The organism is Conyzicola lurida, assembly GCF_014204935.1.
GTDB classification, from domain to species: Bacteria; Actinomycetota; Actinomycetes; order Actinomycetales; family Microbacteriaceae; genus Conyzicola; species Conyzicola lurida.
The window spans coordinates 471,250-486,688 of the sequence record NZ_JACHMJ010000001.1 but is presented as its reverse complement, the minus strand read 5'-3'; the positions used below and the strand labels follow the sequence as shown (position 1 = coordinate 486,688).

At 69.6% G+C, this 15,439-nt stretch carries 17 protein-coding genes and 1 tRNA gene; 7 read left to right on the top strand and 11 right to left on the bottom strand.

Translation table 11 applies throughout. The annotated features are described in order from the left end of the window. Nucleotides 1–92 precede the first annotated feature (92 nt). From HD599_RS02405 to HD599_RS02385, 5 genes are read right to left on the bottom strand one after another with little or no spacing between them, the layout of a single operon-like run. Nucleotides 93–1,124 (bottom strand): ketopantoate reductase family protein, encoded by a 1,032-nt coding sequence (locus HD599_RS02405; RefSeq protein WP_184233308.1) that lies wholly within the window; start codon nt 1,122–1,124, stop codon nt 93–95. Next, nucleotides 1,121–2,308, bottom strand: a complete 1,188-nt coding sequence (locus HD599_RS02400; RefSeq protein WP_184233306.1) for an amidohydrolase — start codon at nt 2,306–2,308, stop codon at nt 1,121–1,123. Before HD599_RS02400 ends, HD599_RS02405 begins: the two co-directional genes overlap by 4 nt. Then, on the bottom strand, nt 2,305–3,411 hold the full coding sequence (locus HD599_RS02395; protein WP_184233304.1) for a membrane dipeptidase: 1,107 nt from the start codon (nt 3,409–3,411) through the stop codon (nt 2,305–2,307). Before HD599_RS02395 ends, HD599_RS02400 begins: the two co-directional genes overlap by 4 nt. Further along, nucleotides 3,404–4,222, bottom strand: coding sequence for an SDR family NAD(P)-dependent oxidoreductase (locus HD599_RS02390; protein WP_184233302.1), 819 nt, complete (start codon nt 4,220–4,222; stop codon nt 3,404–3,406). The genes HD599_RS02395 and HD599_RS02390 overlap by 8 nt, the downstream gene beginning before the upstream one ends. A gap of 22 nt (nt 4,223–4,244) precedes the next feature. Then, entirely contained in the window at nt 4,245–5,156 is a 912-nt protein-coding gene (locus tag HD599_RS02385) for an isoaspartyl peptidase/L-asparaginase (protein WP_184233300.1), read from the bottom strand. Between the two features lie 184 nt (nt 5,157–5,340). Here HD599_RS02385 and HD599_RS02380 point away from each other — a divergent pair, with 184 nt between their 5' ends. The 3 genes from HD599_RS02380 (at nt 5,341) to HD599_RS02370 (ending at nt 8,748) form a co-directional block, all read left to right on the top strand. Then, on the top strand, nt 5,341–6,201 hold the full coding sequence (locus tag HD599_RS02380; protein ID WP_184233298.1) for an SIS domain-containing protein: 861 nt from the start codon (nt 5,341–5,343) through the stop codon (nt 6,199–6,201). A 211-nt stretch (nt 6,202–6,412) separates the two neighbouring features. After that, nucleotides 6,413–7,144 (top strand): alpha/beta fold hydrolase, encoded by a 732-nt coding sequence (locus tag HD599_RS02375; protein WP_184233297.1) that lies wholly within the window; start codon nt 6,413–6,415, stop codon nt 7,142–7,144. 122 nt (nt 7,145–7,266) lie between these two features. After that, entirely contained in the window at nt 7,267–8,748 is a 1,482-nt protein-coding gene (locus HD599_RS02370; protein WP_184233295.1) for a hypothetical protein, read from the top strand. 18 nt (nt 8,749–8,766) lie between these two features. Here the strand turns inward: HD599_RS02370 and HD599_RS02365 are convergent, their stop codons facing one another. Both HD599_RS02365 and HD599_RS02360 read right to left on the bottom strand, forming a co-directional pair. Continuing rightward, entirely contained in the window at nt 8,767–9,753 is a 987-nt protein-coding gene (locus HD599_RS02365) for an aldo/keto reductase (protein WP_184233293.1), read from the bottom strand. Nucleotides 9,754–9,816: 63 nt separating this feature from the next. Beyond that, nucleotides 9,817–10,032, bottom strand: a complete 216-nt coding sequence (locus tag HD599_RS02360) for a hypothetical protein (protein ID WP_184233291.1) — start codon at nt 10,030–10,032, stop codon at nt 9,817–9,819. 169 nt (nt 10,033–10,201) lie between these two features. Here HD599_RS02360 and HD599_RS02355 point away from each other — a divergent pair, with 169 nt between their 5' ends. After that, a complete protein-coding gene (locus HD599_RS02355; RefSeq protein WP_246376069.1) occupies nt 10,202–11,110 on the top strand; it encodes a DUF4349 domain-containing protein in 909 nt (302 codons plus the stop codon). 52 nt (nt 11,111–11,162) lie between these two features. Here the strand turns inward: HD599_RS02355 and HD599_RS02350 are convergent. From HD599_RS02350 to galU, 4 genes are all read right to left on the bottom strand, one after another. Then, nucleotides 11,163–11,235, bottom strand: a tRNA-Ala gene (locus HD599_RS02350). Nucleotides 11,236–11,285: 50 nt separating this feature from the next. Beyond that, on the bottom strand, nt 11,286–12,206 hold the full coding sequence (locus HD599_RS02345; RefSeq protein WP_184233289.1) for a hypothetical protein: 921 nt from the start codon (nt 12,204–12,206) through the stop codon (nt 11,286–11,288). Between the two features lie 76 nt (nt 12,207–12,282). Next, the gene (locus HD599_RS02340) at nt 12,283–12,936 is read right to left on the bottom strand and encodes a GNAT family N-acetyltransferase (protein WP_184233287.1); all 654 of its coding nucleotides are present in this window, start codon (nt 12,934–12,936) and stop codon (nt 12,283–12,285) included. Between the two features lie 2 nt (nt 12,937–12,938). Beyond that, nucleotides 12,939–13,829, bottom strand: a complete 891-nt coding sequence (gene galU / locus HD599_RS02335) for a UTP--glucose-1-phosphate uridylyltransferase GalU (RefSeq protein WP_184233286.1) — start codon at nt 13,827–13,829, stop codon at nt 12,939–12,941. A gap of 38 nt (nt 13,830–13,867) precedes the next feature. Between galU and HD599_RS02330 the strand changes: the two genes are divergently transcribed. The 3 genes from HD599_RS02330 to mscL are packed head-to-tail and all read left to right on the top strand — an operon-like array spanning nt 13,868 to nt 15,336. After that, entirely contained in the window at nt 13,868–14,446 is a 579-nt protein-coding gene (locus HD599_RS02330) for a 5-formyltetrahydrofolate cyclo-ligase (RefSeq protein ID WP_184233284.1), read from the top strand. Between the two features lie 28 nt (nt 14,447–14,474). Beyond that, a complete protein-coding gene (locus HD599_RS02325; RefSeq protein ID WP_184233282.1) occupies nt 14,475–14,807 on the top strand; it encodes an FmdB family zinc ribbon protein in 333 nt (110 codons plus the stop codon). Nucleotides 14,808–14,862: 55 nt separating this feature from the next. Beyond that, on the top strand, nt 14,863–15,336 hold the full coding sequence (gene mscL / locus HD599_RS02320) for a large conductance mechanosensitive channel protein MscL (RefSeq protein ID WP_184233281.1): 474 nt from the start codon (nt 14,863–14,865) through the stop codon (nt 15,334–15,336). The last annotated feature ends 103 nt before the right edge of the window (nt 15,337–15,439 follow it).

The following is a 15,439-nucleotide window of genomic DNA, read 5'->3' as shown; positions in this document are numbered from 1 at the left end:
CTGTTCTTGGGTTTTGCTTATTGTTTACAATCGACTTGTAATATGTTTACCATCCGATTGTTTCGGCGACGTGTCGGGAACCTGCATCCGTTTCACGATCCGGTAACGAGGGCGTCGAGCGCCGAGAGATGGGCGTCGTCGTGGACGATCTCGCCGTTCTCGATGGCGGCGATCAGCCGCAGCAGCTCGTGCAGCAGCGGCACCTCGATGCCGAGGTCCGCCGCGTGGGCGATCACCGGCGCGAAGTGCGCGACGACCTCGGTCTTGCGGCGGCGCACCGCCACGTCGCGCCACACTCCCGACCGCAGCTTGGGCTGCGACGCCAACCAGGCCACGACTCCGTCGGTGGTCGCGTCGGTCACTGCCGGGTCGGTGCCGCGGCGGTAGGCGGCGACGATGAAGGCGTCAAAGTCCTCGAGCGGGATGCCCAGCGCGTCGGCGACCTCGATAACCTCGGCGGCGAGCCCGTGCATCGTCGGCCGGTGACGGTCGACGGCGTCGTACATGTCGGCGTCGACGAGTGCCGTGACCGACGACATCGTGCCGAAGGCGAGCTTCGACCAGAGGTATCCGAGCACGTTGGGGGTGACGACCGCGTGGCCGGCGAGGCGCAGGTCGTCGCGCAGCTTCAGGACGCGCGCGCTGTCGAAGCGGCCCGCGTGCTCGCCGAGCGACATCGCTCCCGGTCCCCCGTCCTTCACGACGCCGGGCTCCATCACGTCGGCGAACAGGTCGACGAACGCGGCGACGGTGCGCTCGGCGCCGACGACCGACGCGATCTCGTCCTCGTTCAGCCCGTTCTGCATCGAAACGACGAAGCCGTCGGCCGCGAGTCTCGGCGCGATGAAGGCCATCGCGGATCCGGTGGCCTGGCCCTTGACCGCGAGCAGTACCGGTCCGAAGACGGCGGGTGCGTCATCCAGCCCGAAAGCCGGCACCCAGGCAGTGCGTGTGCCCTCAGCCGACACCACGCGCAACCCGCCCGCGCGGATCGCGGCGACGTGCGCCGGGTCCGCGTCGACGATCTGCACGGGCACGCCGTTGTCGAGCAGGGCTGCGGCGAGCATGCCGCCGATCGCGCCGCCGCCGACGACGGTATAGGGGAACGCGGTGGTGTCAGTCATGGGGTCGCTTCTGTCTGGTCGGCGAGGCGGGCGACGGCCCACTCGGTCTCGAACGCGATTCCGCGGCTGAGCACCGCGTCGTCGAAAACCGCCTCGGAGGAATGGTTGGAGGGCGCGGTACGCCAGTCGACCTTGGGCGGGCACGCCCCGAGGAACGCGAAGAACGCGGGGATGCGCTGAGCGAAGCGGGAGAAGTCCTCCGTCATGGCTTCGGCGTGCGGCATCCGTTCGTGTGATTCGGAACCGAAAAGCCGGGTGAGGATGCCGCTGGCAAAAGTCGTCTCGGAGGTGTCGTTGACCACCGACGGGTAGCCGTCTTCGATGAGCACCTCGACCCGTGTGTTGTGTGCCGCGGCGACGCCCGCGAGCACGCGTCCGATGATGCGCACGGCGTCCTGCCGCACGCTCTCGTCGAAGGTGCGCAGGGTCGCTTCGAAGTGGGCGGCGTCGGGGATGACGTTGCGGCGGGTACCCGCGTGAACGGACCCCGGGGTGAACACGACGGAGTCGAACGCGTCGATCTCGCGGGCGAGGGCAACCTGCACGGCGGTCAGGCCCTCGAGCAGGGCGGGGATCGGGTCGACCGCGGTGTGCGGAGCCGAGCCGTGACCGCCCCGGCCGAAGAAGTCGGCACGCACCGAAGTGCCCGTGCCGGTGACGACGCCGTCGCGGAAGCCGAAGACGCCGCCGGGCAGCGCGTCGGCGCGCACGTGGAGGCCGAGAGCCGCGATCGGGAGCGGGCCGGCGGCGTCGAGCGCACCCTCGGCGATCATGATGCGGGCGCCGTTGAGCGCCTCTTCACCGGCCTGGAACGCGAAGACCACGTCGCCGCCCAGCTCGGAACGGCGTGCGGCGAGGGCGTGGGCCGCGCCGATGAGCATCGCGGTGTGCAGGTCGTGCCCGCACGCGTGCATCGCGCCGTTGCGCGACGCCCACGGCAGGGCGCTGCGCTCCTCGACCGGTAGTGCGTCCATGTCGGCGCGGAGCAGCACGCTGCGCCGGCCGGAGTTCGTCCCGCCCCGGAGAACCGCGACAATCGAGCTGGAGTCGCGCCCCTCGGTGATCTCGAGGCCGAGTCCGTAGAGCGCTTCGAGAACGCGGCGGCGGGTGCGCGGCAGGTCGAGTCCCACCTCGGGCGCGGAGTGCAGCTCACGCCGGAACGCGACGGCGTCGTAGGCGATCACGCGGCGGCTCCGGGCAGGGTCGCGCGCAGCACGCGGTCGAGGTTCTCGCCGAGCACCTTGGCGATGTCGGCGTCATTCCACCCCGCGAGCAGCAGCGCGCTGCAGACCTGCGGGGCGAACTCGGTGGGGTTCTCGGCGCCCGCGACGAGGTCGCCGTCGAAGGCGACGGCACCGTCGGGCAATGCCGCGCCCCTGGAACCCAGCGCACGGTAGAGGCCGACGTGGTCGCCGTAGAAGGTGTCGGCGCCGAGGCCGACGTGGTCGATGCCGACGAGGTCGGCGCAGTACTCGATGTGCCGCACGACGTCGTCGAGCGTGTGGTCGGGGCGGGCGGGGTCGACGCGGGTCGATCCGGGTGCGGCCTCGATGCCGATCATGCCGCCGCTGGCCGCGGACGCCCGGATCACCGAGTCGGGGATCATGCGCGACGAGTTCCAGACGCCTTGCGCGCCGGCGTGGCTGATGACGACGGGGCGCCCGCTGGCGGCGATGGCCTCGAGCGAGGTGCGGTCGCCGGCGTGCGAGACGTCGAGCAGGATGCCGAGCTCGTTCGCGCGCGCCACGGCGGCGCGGCCGAAGTCGGTCAGCCCGGTGTCGTCCTGCGCCAGCCCGCAGCCGAGCGACGACCCGGAGTTGTAGGCGACGCCCGCCACGCGGATGCCGTCGGCGAAGAGCCTGTCGATGTCGTCGAGCGTGCTGACGGGTCCGAGGTCTTCGAGCCCCAGCAGCACGCCGGTGGCGCCGTTACCGAGATCGCCGATCTCGAGAACCAGACGAAGGCCGGATGCCGCGGCGAGCTGCCCGCGCATCGACGCGGCCCAGCCGCGCACGAAACCGAGGTCGGGCTGCGAGAAGCAGTTCGCGACAACCGTGCCGAGGCCGGACGCCGTCAGCTCCTCGACCGCGAGCACGTCGACGCCGGCCGCCATGTGGCGCGCCCAGGTGTCGGCGGTGAGCGGGTCGGGGAAGCGGACCGGGTGGTCGTGCAGCGAGCCGACGGTGCCGGCGAGAAGTCGGGCCGCGCGCTCGGCGAGCGCGGGCTCGAGTGCGGGGAGCGGACGGGTCAGGCGGTCGCGCCCCGCGGCGTAGTGGAGATCAGACACCGACGGCGTCTCCCGCGGCGACCTCGCCCTTGGAGCCGAGCGACATGGTCGGCCAGGAGCGGGGAAGGTTGCTGTTGCCCGTGCTCGAGCCGCCGTCGACGCGGATGATGGTGCCGGTGACCCAGCTCGCCTTCTCCCCGGCGACCCAGAACACCGCCTCGCCGATGTCCTCGGCTTCGCCCGCGCGGCCAAGCGGGTTGACGTCGGCCTGCGCGCGGTATTCCTTGAGGTACGGGTTGACGGGGCTGTCGACGCCGACGAAGCCGGGCGACACCGCGTTGACGCGGATGTTGTGCTCGCCGAGTTCGAGCGCGCTCGCCTTGGTGAACATCTCGAGCGCGGCCTTGGAGGTGGAGTACGGCGCTGCGGCACGGCGGGCACGCAGGGCGGCACCCGAGGTGATGTTGACGACGCTGCCGCTGCGGCCCGCGGAGACCGCGGTGCGCGCGAAGGCCACGGTGGTGAGCACGGCGGAGCGCACGTTGACATCCTGGATCGCGTCCCAGATGTCGGCCGTGAGGTCGAGGAGCGGCGTCGAGGGGTAGATGCCCGCGGCGTTCACGACGACGTCGACGGGGGCGTTCGCCCAGGCGGCGGCGATCGCGTCGCCGGGGTCGGTCGCCGAGGTGAGGTCGGCCGTGGTGTGCCAGACGTCGCTGGCGCCCGGCTCCGCACGCAGGGCGTCGGCCGCGGCGGCGACGGCGTCTTCACGGAAGTCGACGAGAGTGACGGCCCAGCCCGCACGGGCATAGACGCGGGCGATGCCCTGGCCGATTCCGCCGGCGCCTCCGGTGATGACTACGTGGCTCATGCTGGTAACTCCCTTGGTTGTGTCAGACATTGGTGCGGACCTCTCCGTTGTCGAGGTGGCCGCAGAACATGCCCTCGGTGTTGAAGACGAGCACCGCGTCGCCCGCGGCGTCGAGCGCGATGAGGCCGCCGAGTCCGCCGCGGTCGCCGAGCGCCCCCATGGTGTCGGCGACAGCGGTGCGCAGGTCCGCGCCGCCGTAGGTCATGCGGGCGTGGATATCGTGCGCTGTGGCCTGGCGCAGGAAGTACTCGCCCTGGCCGGTGCACGAGATGGCAACCACGTCGCTGTCGGCCCAGGTGCCGGCGCCGATCACGGGGGTGTCGCCGACGCGGCCGACGAACTGGTTCGCGGTGCCCCCGGTCGAGGTGGCGGCGGCGAGGTTGCCGTGGATGTCGCGGGCGACGGCGCCGACGGTGCCGTGCTTCGGACCGGTCGACTTCTCGGCCTGCAGGCGCGCGAGCTGTGCGACCCGGGCTGGGGTGATGAAGTAGTCGCGCTCGACGGTCTCGATGCCCCACTCGGCGAGACGTCGCTCGTCGGGGTCGATCAGCAGCACGTGGCTCGTGCGCTCCATCACGGCGCGGGCGGCGAGCACGGGGTTGCGGGCGATCGTCGAACCCGTGATCGCGCCGGCCTCGCCGGAGCCGAGCATGACCGAGGCGTCGAGCTCGGCGAGCCCGTCCGCGTTGAGCGCCGCACCGTGCGCCGAGTTGAATAGCGGCGAGTCCTCCATGACCATGACGGAGGCGCAGACGGCGTCGATCGCGGAGCCGCCGGCGTCGAGTACCGCCTTGCCCGCGAGGAGCGACCGCTCGAGCGCCTGGTGGTATTCGACCTTCTCGTCGTCGTTGAGGAGACTGGGTCGGGCTCCCGCTCCGCCGTGGATGGCGAGCGAGCTAGAGGAGGTGGCGACGGGCGCCCAGATGGTGGTCACTGTGGTCTTTCGATCGACAAATACAACGGGTGTTGTTAAACACAATGGCACAAAACCTGCGCGCTGATGTCGTTCACAGGTTTATGTAACATCTATTTCACATTCGCCGCGCTCGAAGGCGGGTACGGTGAGAGAAACACAGCGTTCGCTGTGTCCCGACCCGAGCCCCTCCGAGGACCGCTGCGTGCCCGCACCCGAGAACCCCACCGTCGCCGAGACGATCGCGGCGAAGATGCCCGACCTGAGCCCGTCGGAGCTGCGGATCGCCCGGGTACTGCGCTCGGACTACCCAAGCGCCGGCCTGTCCACGGTGAGCGACCTGGCCGCGCGGGCCAGCACGAGCACCGCGACAGTGGTGCGCTTCTGCACCCACCTCGGTTTCGCCGGATACAGCGATCTGCAGGTACGCCTCCGCGCGGAATTGACCTCCCGGCACGCGAGTCCGGCCAGCCGCGCACACCACGACGAGTGGGCGCCCTCCGACGGCTCCGACGGTGTCGGGTCCGCGCTCGACCTCCGCGCCGATCTCGTACGGCGGGTACGGGAGACGGTGCCCACGGCGGAGTTCGACCGCGCGGTCGCACTGCTCGCCGACCCGGCGCGCACGCTCCTGTTCTCCGGCGGCAAGTTCAGCCATCTCGCCGCGCGCTACCTGCAGCTGCAGTTGCGCCACCTGCGCCCGCGAACGTACTTCGTCGACGACGCGCTGCGCCTCGATGTCGGATACATCCTCGACGCACGCAAGGGCGACGTCGTGGTCATCATGGACTTCCGCCGCTACGACCCGCTCGCGTTGACACTCGCCGAGTTCGCGAAGAAGCGAGGTTGCGCGATCGTGCTGTTCACCGACGTGTGGCTCTCGCCCGTCTCACAGCTGGCCGACGTCGTCATCCCCCTGGCCGTCGAGGCCGCGCTGTTCGATAGCATGACCGGCCTGTTCGCGGCCGTCGAGTCGCTGGTGCCCGCGGTCGCGCAGCGCCTCGGCTCCCCCGCGCTCGAGCGCATGGACTCGCTCGAAGAACTGCGGCGGCCCCGCACCACGTAGGCGGTGGTCGATAGCGAGCGACGAAGGAGTCCGCATATCGAAACCGGGTGTCGATACGGCCGCGGGCAGCCTACTCAACCACCGTGCGGGAGCGCGCTACGCCGCCACCGGCTCCAACGACGGGCCCGCGTATCTGACGGCCCTCGCCGACTTCCTGCCACGCTAGGCAATAGTGACGAGTGGATGGCGCGGCCGACGGTAGCGTAGCGGGATGCTCGACCTTCCCACGACTCACTGGGGCGATCCGTCGTCCGAGCGCAGCGCGCTCCTCCTGCACGGCCTGACCTCGAGCGGCGCGACCTGGTGGCGCGTCGGCGAGGCGCTCGCGAGCGACGGCTGGTTCGTCACCGCCGTCGACCTCCGCGGAAACGGCGACGGCCCGGTCGCGACCAGCTACCGGTTCGCCGACTACGCGGCCGACCTCCCAGGACGCGGTTGGGACGTCGTGATCGGCCACTCCCTCGGCGGCGCCGTGGCCGTGGTCGCGGCCGCCCGCCCCGGGTTCGCGAAGCGGATCGTGCTGATCGACCCGGCGCTCGCGCTCGACTCGTCGGAACTGCCCGAGCTGCTGAACGGCGAGCTCGCCGAGCTGACCCTCGACCTGGAGGGCTTCGAAAAGCTGCGCCCCACGTGGGACCCGGTCGACGTCGCCCACAAGTCCGACGCCGTGAGCAAGGCGACCGCCCACATGGTGGAGCGCACGGTCGCCGACAACACCCCGTGGAACGTGCTCGACGAGACGGTCGAGATCACCGTGCCCACGCTCATCGTCGGCGGCGACCACGCCGTGTACAGCATGCTCCCGACCGAGACGGCGGATGCCCTGGTGGCCGCCAACGCGCACATCGCCTACCGGGTCGTCCCGGGCGCCGGCCATTCCCCGCACCGCGACCGTCCCGACGAGACTCTCAGCCTGCTGCGCGAGTGGCTCGCCGCGCACTGACGGTTCTCCACAGGTTGTAGTTCTGCACAGATCGGCTCGCGCGGCGTTCGCGGACCCTAGTTCCCGTCACACTCGTCCGGCGGCCATCCGGCCGCGTGGGCGACGGGAGCGGGGCTGTGCGAATGGGCGGTGGTCGGACGGCGCTGGGTGTGCTGCTGATCGCGCTGTTCTCCGGGATTCTCCTCGGGCTGACGGCGTGCGGCGACGTTCGCTCCGATCTTGTAACGCCCGCACAGCCGGTCTGGTCGAACCGGGTCGATCTGGTCGGTTCCGCCGCGGTGGTCGACGACGTGGTGCTGTCGTACGTGAACTCCGGCGACGACCGGCTCGAGATCGTGGCGTGGGATGTCGCGACCGGTGTCGAGCTCTGGCGCGACGGGGTGGCGATCCAGGGGCACCGCTACGACTGGCTGAACGTCGCCACCGCCAGCGCGGGCGACGACGAACTCGTCGGCTACCTGCAAGACGACGAGACCGACCCGACCGGGTGGTGGCAGCGGCTCGTCGTCGCCGAGCCGCGCACCGGACAACACCTCGCTATCGAGAATCCGGTCGTGCAGGCCCGCGGCTCGCCCGCGCAGTGTGCCGACGGCGCCGACATTTGCGTCGAGGGCTGGCTCGACGACGACACGGAGGGGCCGCGGCACACCTACCGCCTCGACCCCGACTCCGGGCGTCTCGCGCGCGACCCTTCCGCCGCCGGGCTGCCGGCCGGCGCCTGGTACATCGCCACACACGTATTCTCGGCGGGCGGCCGCACCGCGGACGACCCCGAACAGGTGGGCTACGCGGTGGACGGCGCCATCAGCTGGCAACGCGCATACGCCGACGTCTTCGGTGCCGGATACAGCGTCGACGGCGGCTGGCAGTGGATCGACCGGCCCGGACTCGACGTGGTCATCGGCGTGGGTTCGCCGAGCCGGCCGGAGGTAGACGCGCTCCCGGTCGCCGAGTACCCGCTCACCGATTCGGTCACCGTCGCACTGCGGCGCGCCGACGGCACGACCGTGTGGAGGATGCCCGCGGCCGACCCGTGGTGCGGGCCCGCCGGTGTCTCGTCGGACCTCATCCACCAGACGCTGCCGCTGTGCCGGTATGACGCCGGCAGCTTCACCGTCGACCGCAGCGACCCGGATGACGTCACCGCAACGGTGCACGGCGTCGACGCGACCCTGCTCGGCGTCGACCCCGAGACCGGTGCCGAACGCTGGACTCTACCCCTCGGCAGCGACGACTCGATCTACCCCGTCGACACGTCGGAGTTCCGCAGCACCCTCGCCAGGCAGCCGGTGAGCATCGACGGAACGCTCACGATGGTCGACGTCCTGAGCGGCGAGACCACGACGGCGCCGGCTCGCGCCCGGGTCGCGTGCGAGACCGACCGCGAACCGTTCCGGGCCCGGGTGCCCGGCAGCGACGACCCCGGCGAACTCCACGAGTTCAGCGCCGGGGCCGGCACCTCCGCCTGCGACGGTCATGCGCGACCGCTCGACGACGACGCGTTCACTGTCGGCGCCGTGGAGATGGCGGGCATCGACGCGGGAGACGGCTGGTTCATCGTCGACGGGGTGGACAGCGTCTCGGGCTACCGGATCGAGGAGTGACCGTGCAGTCGCCGACCGCTACCAGCGCCCGTGCACCGCCTCGCGGAAGTAACGGTCGTAGATGTCGGTGACGCCCGCCGAGAAGGACGGGTCGAGCGGCGGCACCGAACCGGCCGATGCGTTACCCCTGGCCTGCTCGACGTTGCGGGCGCCGGGGATGACGGTGGTGACGCCGTCGAGCTGGGCGAGCCAGGCGAGCGCGGCGACCGCCGGGGCGAGGCCGGCAGCATCCGCCAGCGCGGAGAACTCGCGGGCGGCCGCGACACCGGTCTCGAAGTCCACGCCGGAGAAGGTCTCCCCCACGTCGAAGGACTCGCCGTGCCGGTTGTACGTGCGGTGGTCGTTCGCGGCGAAGGTGGTCTCGGCGGTGTACTTGCCGCTGAGCAGGCCGGAGGCGAGCGGCACACGGGTGATCACGGCGATGCCGGCGTCGGCCGCGGCGGGCAGCACGCGCTCGAGCGGCTTGAGTCGGAAGGCGTTGACGATGATCTGCACGCTGGAGAGACCGGGGTGCGCGATCGCGGCGAGGGCCTCGTCGACCGTCTCGACGCTGACGCCGTAGCGCGCGATGGCACCGTCGGCCACGAGGGTGTCGAGGGCGTCGTAGACCGCGTCGGTCGAGAACACCGGGGTGGGCGGGCAGTGCAGTTGCACGAGGTCGAGGGTGTCGACGTGGAGGTTGGTGCGCGAACGGTCGGTCCACTCGCGGAACTTGGCGAGCGTGAAGTTGGCGGGGTCCTGCTCTTCCCGGCGCCCCATCTTCGTGGCGACGAAGATGTCGTGCCCGGGGTTCTCGGCGAGGTACCCGCCGATGATCTGTTCGCTGCGGCCGTCGCCGTACACGTCGGCGGTGTCGAACACCGTCACCCCGGCCTCGACCGAGGCGTCGAGCACCGCCCGCGCGTCGGTTTCCGACACGTCTCCCCAGTCGGCACCGAGTTGCCAGGTGCCGAGTCCGATGACCGAGAGGTCTCTGCCGATGCGCGCTACGTTGCGAGTGTCCATGGGGCGAGCTTAGGCAAAGAAATGGGATCGGCCCATTCGGGCCGATCCCATTGCGCAGACGCCCTAGTCGCGCAGCTTTTCTTTGTACTCGTTCTTCGCCTCGGTGGCGTCGCGCTCGGCCTCCGCCTTGCGCACGTCGCCCTCGGCCTTCTTCACCTCGGCATCGGCCTGGACTTCGTCGACCTTGTCGCTGATGCGCTCCTTCGTGTCGTCAGCCCACTCGCCGATCTTCTTGCCGGTTGCCTCGGCCGCGTCTTTCGCGTTGTCGAACACGCCCATGATTTCTCCCTTGATCGAGCCGTCGAGAACGACACTAGGACGGGCGCAGAACGGGCTCCAGACCTTGACAGCAGAAACTGGCAAACTCTCAGCGCCGCCGCCGAGTGACGTACGAATCGTGACGAACGTTGGGTAGCGGTGCGCGCTTCGGCGTCGTTACGGTCGCATCATGAGGCGCATCATTCCCACAGCACTGCTGCTGCTCACCCTGTCGCTCGCCGGCTGCAGCACCGGCATGTCGGCGTCCGACGAGTCGTCGGGCCAGTCGTCGTCCGACCAGTCCGTCGTCGAGCCGGCGCCCGCGCCCGCGGAGGGCGAGGCGGGCTCCGACAGCTCCGGCTTCGTCGGCGCGCGCGACGAGGACCGGCAGATCGTCACGACGGGGTTCGTCACCGTCACGGCAGAGGAACCCCTCGATGCGGCATCCGACGCCGTCAGAATCGTGGAGGCGGCCGGCGGACGCGTCGACGCGAGGAACGAGACGGCCCCCACGCCGGGCGACCGCGGGTCGGCGACGCTCACGCTGCGCATACCGTCGGCGAAACTCACCGCTACCCTCGACGAGCTGAAGACGCTCGGCGAGACCGAGCAGGTGTCGCTGAGCTCCGTCGACGTGACCACCCAGACGCAGGACCTCGACGCGCGCATCACGGCGAGCCGGGCGTCGGTCGACCGGCTGACCGCGCTGCTGGCGACGGCCACCGACACCGAGGTGCTCATCAAGCTCGAGACCGCGATCAGCGAGCGGCAGGGCGAGCTCGAGTCGATGGAGGCGCAGCGTCGCGGGCTCGCCGACCAGGTCAGCATGTCGACGCTCGACCTCAATCTCATTTCCGAGGCGGACGCCCCGGTCGATTCGCCGGACACGTTCTGGAGCGGACTGGAGACCGGGTGGACGGCGTTCGTCGACTTCGTCGGCTTCCTGCTCGTCGCCCTCGGCGTCCTGCTGCCGTGGGCCGTCGTCGCGGGCGTCGCCGTCCTCGTGGTGCTGCTGGTGCTACGCCGCCAGCGCCGCCGGGCCGTCGCCCGATCCGACGCGGCGAAGGACGAGATCCCGGGTATCGACGCGGCGATCTGACCGGAACAAGCGAAAAGCCCCGCCGTTGCCGGCGGGGCTTTTCTACAACCTGTGGACCCTAGGAGATTTGAACTCCTGACCTCCTCGATGCGAACGAGGCGCGCTACCAACTGCGCCAAGGGCCCGTGTTGCGTAGCTACGTTATCACGACCGCGGGGCGGATTCGATCCGAACGCTAGCTCGCGGTGCGACGGCGGCGCAGCACGGCGTCGAGGTCCGGCGCGGCACCCGTCGGCTCGTCGACGATGCCCATCGATGCGAACCGGCTGGGACGCGTGATCGGGATCGGTTCGACCACGGGTGCGGCTTCGGCGGCGCGGCGGGCACGCTCGGCGGCGGCCGCGGCCTCGCGGAGTTCCGCGGCGACCTCGTCGGCGACGATGACCACCGGTTCGACGGCGGGCTTCGAGAGGTAGAGCGGCTTGGGCACGGGAACCGGCGTCCAGGCTTTCGGCGCTACGGGCTGGGCGACGCGCTGGCGCACGACGGGGGCGGTGCGGCGCTCGACCCGGGCGACGGGCTGTACGAGCGCGGCGGCGCGGGCGCGGCTGACCGCCGAGAGGCGTCCGAGCATCGCGAACGAGGTGATCGCGCCGACGCCGGCGAAGGCGAGCACGGCGGGGGCGGCGGCGCCCATACCCGTGGTCACCACGAAGACGAGCTGCACCACGAGACCGACGAGCGACAACAGCAGCACGCCGGAGGTTGCGACGCGGGTACGGCGGAGGCGCTGCGCGGCCACGGAGCGAGAGGCGACGACGGCCGCGAGGGCGGGCTGTGCCTGCGCGAGTTGGCGGGTCGCGGTGCGTGCCGTCGCGGCATCCCGAGCCTTTTCGACGGCGAGAGCCAGCTGCTCTTGCTGCAGCAGGCTGCGCTGGAATGCGGCGACGCTGCGGGCCGACGTCTCGGCGCGCACCTCGACCGGGGTTTCGGCGCTCTCGGCGAGGATGCGCAGGGTCTGCTGCAGCCGCACCGCGTTGCGCTCGGTCGCGAGGTACTCGCGGCGTTTGAGCCAGGTCGGGATCAGGTAGACGAGCCAGAGCCCGGCCGCGAGCGCGAGCATCACGCCGCTGCTGAGTCCACCCGATACGTTCATGTGCCTACGGTACGAGTGCGGGGGTGGATTCGACGAATGCCGCGGGGCGTGTTCGCAAGGAATCGCCGAATTAGCTTCAGCCGGTGACGAGCGGGCGCTGCGCCTTGACCCGGTCGTCGCTCGGCACCACGGCGTTCTCGGCGGGAACCCGGCCGTCACGCCAGCGACGGAGGACGCCGCTCGGCACCTCTTCGACGGTGAGGGCGAAGCAGAAATGGTCGCGCCAATCCCCGTTGATGTGGATGAAGCGGCGACGCAGTCCCTCGTAACGGAAGCCGAGCTTCTCGACGACGCGCAGGGAGGGTTCGTTCTCGGGCCGGATGCAGATCTCCATGCGGTGCAGGCCGACCGTGTAGAAACAGTGGTCGGTCGCGAGCGCGACGGCGGTGGGGGTGAGCCCCTTGCCGGCGAACCGCTCGGAGACCCAGTAGCCGATCGTCGCCATCGACACCGAGCCGTAGCTGATCGACGAGACGTTGAGCTGCCCGGCCAGCTCGCCCTGGTACTCGATCACGAACGGCAGACCGAGCCCGGCTCGCGCGTTGGACTGCAGGTGGCGGATGCTCGCCCGCACGTCGAAACTCATCGGACCAACCGGGTTGGTCGCCTCCCACTTGCGCAGCCAAGCACGGTTCTCGAGAAGTTCGCGTTCGAGCGCCTTGGCATCTCGAAGACGGATCGGGCGAATCGTGATGTCCCCGTCGCGCAGGGTGGGGATGAGTGTCGGCATTGTTATTCCAGTGTGGCTGAGAATTCCTTCAGCCACGGACGAAGCTCGGGGCCGAGGTCCTCGCGCTCGACCGCGAGCTGCACAATCGCCTTGATGTAGTCGAGCCGGTCGCCCGTGTCGTACCGGCGTCCGCGGAAGACGACGCCGTACACGCCGCCCGCGACGTTGTTCTTCGCCTGGGTGCGGAGCGCGTCGGTCAGCTGGATCTCGTTGCCCTTGCCGGGCTCGGTGTTGTCGAGGATGTCGAAGATGTCGGGCTGCAGAACGTAACGGCCGATGATGGCGTAGTTCGACGGGGCGGTGCCCTGGGCAGGCTTCTCGACGAGGTCGGTGACGCGCACGACGTCGGGGCTGCCGGTGGCCTCGATCGTGGCGACGCCGTACATGTGGGCGACCTCGGGGTCGACCTCCATGAGCGCGATGATCGTGGCATCGCGCTTGTTCTGCTCCTCGATCATGCGCGACAGCAGCACGTCGCGCTCGTCGATCAGGTCGTCGCCGAGCAGCACGGCGAACGGCTGGTTGCCCACGTGCATGCGCGAACGCAGCACCGCGTGGCCGAGACCGCGGGGGTCGCCCTGACGCACGTAGTGCATGTCGGCGAGGTCGTTCGAGAACTCGACCTTGTGCAGGCGGTCGACGTCGCCCTTCTTCTCGAGGTTCGCCTCGAGCTCGGTCGCGCGGTCGAAGTGGTTCTCGAGGGCCGTCTTGTTGCGGCCGGTGATGAGTAGAACGTCGGTGAGTCCCGCAGCTACTGCTTCTTCCACCACGTACTGGATGGCCGGCTTGTCGACGACCGGGAGCATCTCCTTCGGCATAGCTTTGGTGGCGGGAAGGAATCGCGTTCCTAGTCCGGCCGCGGGAATGACTGCTTTTGTGATTCTGGATGCCATACGGCCTAGGCTACCGGGCAACCTCGTAGGATTGCAGAATGTCCGATGACATCACCCATGAAAAGCGGGCACTGCGTGCCGAGTTGCGAGAGCGACGCCGCACCGTGACGTCCGTCGAACGCGAACGCGCGACCGAGGCCGTTACCCGCCATCTCGAATCGCTGACGACCGGCATGGGCGTCACCTCGGTCGCCGCGTACCTGTCGACGCCCGACGAACCGAGCACCCGCGAGTTCCTGCACTGGGCCTGTGATCAGGGCATTCGTGTGCTCCTCCCCATCTCGCGCGAAGACGGGCTGCTCGACTGGGCGCCCTATGACGGCAAGGACGAGGACGAGGACGTGTTCGGCATGCCGACGCCGACGACCGAGGTCCTGGGCCCGATCGCCATCAACGACGTCGACCTCATCATCGTGCCGGCGGCCACCGTCGACCGCACGGGAATGCGCATGGGCTGGGGACGCGGGTACTTCGACAAGACTCTCGGCAGCATGGAACGCTGCCCTCCGGTCTATGCTGTGATCTTCGACAATGAACTTGTCGACAGCGTGCCCAGCGAAGTGCACGATCAGCGAGTCAACGGCGTTGTCACGCCAGGCGGCATCACCACCTTCTAGAGTCGCCCTCTTTCCCAGGAGCTTTTTCGTGCCTACCTATACCTACAAGTACCTCGACAGCGACGAGACCTTCGACGTCTACCAGTCGTTCACCGAGTCCGACCTCACGGTCTCGCCGACCGACGGCCGCCCGGTGCGCAAGGTCTTCTCGCCGATCGGCGTGAGCTTCTCGGGCAGCGGCTTCTACCGCAACGACTCCCGCTCCGAGAGCAAGACCTCGGACGCCCCGGGCAAAAAGACGACGTCCGCCGACTCCTCCGCCCCGGCGTCGACTCCGGCACCAGCCCCGGCGGCAGCGCCGGCCGCGGCCCCCGCCGCGAGTGCTCCCTCGAGCGCGCCTTCTGCAAAACCCGCCGCGTAGGCGAGACTAGGTAACGAGCGCCACTCGCTCTTTACCCCGCAGAAGGAGTTTTCGTATGAAGGGTTTCAAGGAGTTCATCCTCCGCGGAAACGTGATCGATCTGGCCGTCGCGGTCGTCATCGGCGCCGCATTCACCGCGATCGTCAACGCGATCGTAAACAGTGTCTTCAACCCCGCGATCGGCGCGCTGTTCAACGCCGAGAGCCTCAACGACGCGCTCGACGTCGCCATCCCCACCACCAACGGCGGCGAGGCCATCATCAAGTTCGGTGTCGTCATCGCCGCCGTGATCCAGTTCGTCCTGGTCGCCGCGGTCGTGTACTTCGCGCTGATCATCCCGATCAACTACCTGAAGAAGCTGTCCTTCCAGAAGAAGAAGGAAGAGATCGCGGCCGGCGTCGAAGACCCCGCCAAGGAGCCGAGCGAGGTCGAGCTGCTGATCGAGATCAGGAACCTGATCGCTTCCGGTTCGGCGTCCTCGTCGGCGATCTCCGATCCCAAGGGCAAGCACAGCGACGTCGTCGGCTAGCCCTGCCCGCACTGCCCCGCGGCTTCCGCGCCGTGAAATGACTATCGCGCCCGAACTTTCGGGCGCGATAGTCATTTAAGGCAGCGAGACTGGGCTCGGGATG